The sequence below is a fragment of the Pseudoxanthomonas sp. LjRoot204_2 genome, from assembly GCF_056175765.1.
The window spans coordinates 1-4,945 of the sequence record NZ_JBGFFG010000255.1; the positions used below are offsets into that span (position 1 = coordinate 1).

The window sequence follows — 4,945 nt, forward strand, 5'->3', positions numbered from 1 at the left end:
GCCCACATGGGCGCCGTGGCGTAGTGGCCCATTCCCACCATCAGGTGCATTCGGCTGATCCAATGGAGACCACGCGCGGGCAGCACGGCGCCATGCTGCAGGTTGCCCTGGCACCAGCGGCGATCGCGAACGAGCATGTCGATCAGCGACGGCGGTCCTTCTTCGATGCTGCCGCCAATGCCGGGCACCATGTGCACCGCCCAGCCACCGCGACGCAGCAGTGCGGCTTCGACGAAGTCGTGGCTAAGCACGGCGCCTTCGAACGGCTTGCCACCCCCCAACCGGGGCAGGCCCGCGTGGCGCGCGAAGGCGGCCGTGCGGATCATGGCGTTGTGGCCCCAGTAGTTGCCCTCCGCCCCATGCCACCATGCGATGCCGTGCGCCGCCACGGGACCGTAGACGCGCCCGGCGAACTGCTGCATGCGTGCGAAGAACGTGCGCCCGTTGACGATCATCGGCAGCGTCTGGATGAGGGCGAGCATCGGCTCGCGTTCCATTGCCGCCGACAGCCTCACCAGCGTCTCGCCGGTCATCAGGCTGTCCGCATCCAGGATCAGCAGATGCGGATACGCGCTGCCGAAGCGGCGTACCCAGTCTGCGATGTTGCCGGCCTTCCGTTCGGTGTTCTTCTCCCGGCGCCGATAGAAGACGCGCGCGTCCGGGCCCAGGCGATGCCGCAACGCGTGCACGGCCACGACCTCTTTCCGTCGCACATCCTCGTCTGTGGTGTCGCTGAGGATGAAGAAGTCGAAGCAAGCGGACTGACCGGTATCCACCAACGATTCATGCATCGCCTGCACGCCGGCCAGCACCCGCTGCGGGTCTTCGTTGTACGTGGGCACGAGCAGTGCCGTGCGTGTCGTCAGCGATGGCCGGTGACCCTCGTCGATGCCGAGCGGGTGCGGACGCTTCGACAGCAGCAACGCGAATCCTGCCAGCGCACTGGAGAACGACAGGGCGATCCAGGCGAACAAGGCGACGAAGAGCGCCAGCAGTACGCCCTCCAGCATGCTGATGCCGTCTCCCCGCAGCACCCACCAGATCTGRTAGGTGGCGAACAGCGTCATCGCGACCGCCATGCCCATCACCCCTGCGCGGCGCCAGGCGATCCCGCAGGGCGACGTCAGCAGGCGGCGCGAAGACAGGCGGCCATTGCGCAGATCCTGCACCGGCATGGGCAACGGCGATTCCGGCGGCAGCCAGGAAGGCGACGGCGAGTGTGCATCGTGCATGGTCACGGGCTCCATCGATACAGCCAGGTTTCGGACAGCGGCGCGTGGCCCTCGAGGACGCGCGCATGCAACTCGACGTCGCGGTCGTCCCCACGTTGCGTTTGCGGGCGGAACTCGAAACTGAGGCGCCACCCCTGCGTCTCGGGATTCGGATACACCACCGCGCCGACCACTTCGCCACGGGCGGACCAGACGTCGGGCGTCAGCCGGACATCGCGCGGCAGCGAGGCAAGGCGCCCCCCTTCGAGATCGAGCACCACCAGGCGCCGTGCCGGATCCGGCGCGGCACCGATGCGGGTATCGGCGACGATGGCCAGGTCGGCTTTCCAGCGATGCGCATCRCACCAGTGCATGCGATAGTCGAAACGATGCTCACGGCCGGCGCGCAGCGGCTGCTCCGGGCGCCAGAAGGCGACGATGTTGTCGTGGTATTCGTCGCCGGTGGGAATTTCGACCAGCGTCACCGCGCCCTTGCCCCAGTCGCCGCGTGGCTCGATCCACAGGCTGGGGCGCTGGTGGTAGCGCGCCTCGATGTCCGCATAGTCGGCGAACCCGCGCTTTCGCTGCATCAGGCCGAAACCACGCGGACCCGCATCGGCGAAGGCACTGATCTGCACGCGCCGCGGATTGCTCAAGGGCCGCCAGATCTGGTCGCCTCGGCCGTTGAGGATCGCCAGTCCGTCGGAGTCGTGCACCGCAGGCCGATAGTCGTCGGTACCGACGCGATCGCCGGCGTCGAACTCGAACATGCTGGTCAGCGGCRCAATGCCCGCACGGGGGAGATCGACGCGGGGAAACAGGCGCGATTGCACGTCGATGACGGTCTCGTCGCCCGGCAGGATCTCGAAACGGAACGCACCGGCGATGCTGGGGCTGTCGAGCAGCGCGTGCACGACCAGAAGACGCGCACCGGGCGCGGGTTGTTCGATCCAGAACGCACGGAACAGTGGGAACTCTTCCTCCCCGGCGTCGCCGCTGCCCAGCGCCAGGCCGCGCGCCGACAGACCGTAGGCATGCCCCTTTCCCAGTGCGCGGAAATAGCTGGCCCCCAGGAACGCGATCAGTTCGTCGTACACGCCGGGCTTATTCAGTGGCGTATGCACGCGGAACCCGGCGAAGCCGATGTCGTCCCGCATGCCCGGATCGACACCGGGCGGGAACGCGAACAGGTCAGGCGAATAGGCGATGGGCGTGGCGACACCGTCGTGCACGCGATGCAGGTCGACGCGCTGCTTGAACAGGAAGCCGCGATGGAACATCTGCAACTGGAAGGGCAGGCCCTCCTTTCGCCAGATCGCCTGCGCTTGATCGAAACGCAGATCGCGGTATGCGTCGTAACCGGTGTCCAGCGACGCAGGCAGCTGGGCGTCAGGGGCGTGATACGGCTGCCGCGCCAGCGCGCGCGCCAGGCGTGGAACCGTTTCCAGATCAAATCGTGCGGGGGTCGCGGCGGTGTCCGCTGCTCGGGTGGCCTGCGCCATCACGCGGGGCATGGTGCCCAGCAACGCGATGGCAAGGACGGATTTCATGGCGTCCCGTCGCTGCACGCGAAAGTCTGACTCGTGGGGTCGCGACAGCATAACGACGGTCGCGTGATGACGATGAGAACGCACGACGTCGCTGGCGCATCTCGTCGCACCAAAAAGAAACGCGGCCCATCAAGGGCCGCGCTTCGTTGGTGCAAACGCCGCGTCCCTCGCGTCAGTCGATATCGAGGAAACTGCGCAGCTGTTCCGAGCGCGACGGGTGGCGCAGCTTGCGCAACGCCTTCGCTTCTATCTGGCGGATGCGCTCGCGGGTGACGTCGAACTGCTTGCCGACTTCCTCGAGGGTGTGGTCGGTATTCATGTCGATGCCGAAACGCATCCGCAGCACCTTGGCTTCCCGCGGGGTCAGGCCAGCAAGCACGTCGCGGACCGTTTCCGACAGATTGATGTTGGTGGTGTTCTCGATCGGGGACTCCACGTTGGTGTCCTCGATGAAATCGCCCAGGTGCGAATCCTCGTCGTCGCCGATCGGGGTTTCCATGGAGATCGGTTCCTTCGCGATCTTCATGACCTTGCGGATCTTGTCCTCGGGCATGTCCATTTCCTTGGCCAGCTCCTCCGGCGTGGCCTCGCGGCCGTACTGCTGGAGCATCTGGCGGGAAATGCGGTTGAGCTTGTTGATCGTCTCGATCATGTGCACCGGGATGCGGATGGTGCGGGCCTGGTCGGCGATCGAGCGGGTGATCGCCTGGCGGATCCACCAGGTCGCGTACGTCGAGAACTTGTAGCCGCGGCGGTACTCGAACTTGTCCACCGCCTTCATCAGGCCGATGTTGCCTTCCTGGATCAGGTCGAGGAACTGCAGGCCGCGGTTGGTGTACTTCTTGGCGATGGAGATCACCAGGCGCAGGTTGGCCTCGACCATTTCCTTCTTGGCCTTGCGTGCCTTGGCTTCGCCGTAGGCCATCGCGCGGCTGATGTCCTTGATGTCGGCCAGCGTCAGGTGCATCGCCTGCTCGACGGCGATGGTGGCCTCCTGCTCGGCGACGATCTGCTCGCGTACGTCGCGCAGGCCGGACGACCACTTTTGCTTGCGCTTCAGCACTTCGTCCACCCAACCGAGGTTGGTCTGGTTGCCTTCCCAGGCGCGCAGGAATTCCTTGCGCGGCATCTTGGCGACATTGGCGCACAGGTGCAGCACGCGACGCTCGTGGTCCTTCACCTGGGCCACGACTTCGCGCAGCTTGCGCACCAGCGTGTCGGTCAGCGGCAGCGGCAGCTTCAGGGTGACGAAGGTTTCGCCCAGCTCGGTGCGCAGCTTGACGACCGCCTTGTTGTCGGCGCCGTTCTTCGCATACGACTTCTTGAACTTGGCATAGCCGTCGGCCAGCACCTGCATGCGACGGGCGACTTCCTCGGGATCGGGACCCGTGGGGGCCGCTTCCTCGGCGGTGTCGTCGCCGGCATCGTCGTCATCGGCATCGTCGTCCGCCGCTTCGACCACTTCTTCGGCGGCCGGCACTTCTTCAGCCGGCTCCTCGATGTCGTTGAAGCCGACGACCACTTCGGCCAGGCGCTTCTTGCCTGCCTTGTGCAGTTCGTATTCTTCCAGCAGCAGTTCGATCGACCACGGGAAGTTGCCCAGCGACGCCTGCACCTGGCCCAGGCCTTCCTCGATGCGCTTGGCGATGGCGATTTCGCCTTCGCGGGTCAGCAGTTCGACGGTGCCCATCTCGCGCATGTACATGCGCACCGGGTCGGTGGTGCGGCCACCTTCGGTATCGAGCGAGGTCAGCGCCGCGGCGGCTTCTTCCGCCGCGGTCTCGTCGACTTCGCGGTTGCCGGTATTGCCGTCGGCGAGCAGCAGCGTCTCTGCATCGGGCGCGACTTCATGGACATCGATGCCCATGCCGTTGATCATGCCGATGATGTCTTCGATCTGCTCCGGGTCGACGATGTCGTCGGGGAGGTGGTCGTTGACTTCGGCGTAAGTCAGATAGCCCTGCTCCAGGCCCTTGCTGATCAAGAGCTTGATGTCGGACTGCTGGGCAGGACGTTCGTTGGCCATGGAGGTTGCGCCACCGGGAGTAAGGAAGGGAGAACCCCGTATTATACCAGCCCGGGCCGGCTTCCGTTCCTGAAGCCCACCCTTGGTAAGGAAGGAACGTCAGGGACGCAGCAGGAAGGTCACGGGCCCGTCATTGACGAGGCTGATCACCATATGGG

Annotated in this window: 3 protein-coding genes; all 3 read right to left on the bottom strand. The window is 65.6% G+C overall.

The window, feature by feature from the left end:
* On the bottom strand, positions 1-1,247 hold a 1,247-nt coding region (gene mdoH, locus AC04L7_RS12280; RefSeq protein ID WP_475513099.1), incomplete at its 3' end, for a glucans biosynthesis glucosyltransferase MdoH.
* Positions 1,235-2,761, bottom strand: a complete 1,527-nt coding sequence (locus AC04L7_RS12285; RefSeq protein WP_475513100.1) for an OpgD/OpgG family glucan biosynthesis protein — start codon at positions 2,759-2,761, stop codon at positions 1,235-1,237. The genes mdoH and AC04L7_RS12285, both read right to left, overlap by 13 nt.
* Before the next feature lie 172 nt (positions 2,762-2,933).
* Positions 2,934-4,787 (bottom strand): RNA polymerase sigma factor RpoD, encoded by a 1,854-nt coding sequence (gene rpoD / locus AC04L7_RS12290; RefSeq protein ID WP_296279173.1) that lies wholly within the window; start codon positions 4,785-4,787, stop codon positions 2,934-2,936.
* Between the last annotated feature and the right edge of the window lie 158 nt (positions 4,788-4,945).

Coding starts and splice junctions, on each gene's coding strand:
- rpoD (WP_296279173.1), bottom strand. CDS start 4,787: ATGGCCAACGAACGTCCTGCCCAGCAGTCCGACATCAAGCTCTTGATC.